Below are 1,276 nucleotides of genomic sequence, written 5' to 3'. Positions count from 1 at the left end.
AGTCAACCCTGGTCAGACCTTTATTTTTCTAAACACTCTACACTCTCTCTGCAGCTACTTTGTCAGAAAAACAGAAGAGCAACTTTTGCATCTGTTTACAGCTCAAACTCATGTTGTTTCATTAAAGACGTCAGTCAATAATCTGCCTTTTTCCATCATGCCTTCCATCGTGATTTCATGTTGTACACACCACAAGTGGTTCTCCACACAGCAGCAGGATAAACAATTTGATCCCAGCGCGGAAATGGCAGACTCAGTGTAACAAAGAAAACGACTATATTACTGAATTTAAATACACTGAATGGCTATTGCTGAAAAATGCTAGTAAATAGCATTAAAACAGGTTTGATTTCATGAAAATCTTAAAGATTATAATTTATATAAAACAAGTCAAGTCATTTCCCAGAATGTAACAAAAATGCTAAACTAAAACCTCTTGGCTGCTAACACGTGTCCTTCTAATCTAATCCTTTCAATGTCTCCTTCTCAGGTTTAGTAGAGGTGATTCCTTGGTCTATGTCCAGATTTCTGCGTGTATCTCGAAGCTGGAAGCCTGATGTCAGTCCAGGTGACATCCACTACTACGGCCAGATCCCTGCTCTCAATGACTGTATTTACAGATACATGTACCAATCCAGATACGTGGCCCTGCATGACACAGACGAGCTCATACTGCCCCAGTCAGTCAACAGGTAGCACTTTCTTTATGAGAGTAGACTCAAGAAATGAGACAAATGTCTTTTGATAAATCGACCTCTGGGAAATGATGCCTTGTATCAAATGAAGTACTTTATCGAGTTCTTGTACACTGGCTGTATGAAATACAGTCTCGGATCCCACGCTCTTGAAGTGCTTAATAGTTTTTAACATTTTATAAGAATTTGTAAACATTAATAAAGCATTACTTTAGATCTCCTTTTCAGAGGAATGAAATGTTAAAATAATTACATGAATAAGTAAATTTATGAATAACTAATTAAAGGAACAATTTTATTGTGTAACAAAGTATTTATTACTCGATTTAACAATTAGATTTCATTCATAGGCGTTTAAAATGGTTCATAAATTTTATTACTACTTGAAGTACAGTGTATCTTTATGTGATCATAACTACCTTATAATTATGTTTATACAGCAGTTATAGATGTTTACAAATGCAACACTTTAGACATATCCATATGTGCTTCCAACTTCGTTATAATGTGCTATTGTGTGTTATAAAGTATTTGTTTATATATTGCTTATGAATGTACATAGGTGGTGTTTAAAAAGTGTT

2 protein-coding genes are annotated in these 1,276 nt (G+C 34.7%); both read left to right on the top strand.

Features of this window, described 5'->3' with window-relative positions:
- Positions 1–262: hypothetical protein (locus ACRC28_RS11010; RefSeq protein WP_438543496.1), on the top strand; the 262-nt coding region annotated here is incomplete at its 5' end.
- A 239-nt stretch (positions 263–501) separates the two neighbouring features.
- Positions 502–696 carry a glycosyltransferase family 92 protein gene (locus ACRC28_RS11005; RefSeq protein WP_438543495.1) on the top strand — a complete coding sequence of 65 codons (195 nt, stop codon included), beginning with the start codon at positions 502–504 and terminating at the stop codon, positions 694–696.
- Positions 697–1,276: the final 580 nt, after the last annotated feature.

The organism is Clostridium sp., assembly GCF_051650885.1.
GTDB lineage: Bacteria > Bacillota > Clostridia > Clostridiales > Clostridiaceae > Clostridium.
Note: the sequence above shows the minus strand (reverse complement) of the source record. Positions and strands in the feature narration are given on the sequence as shown.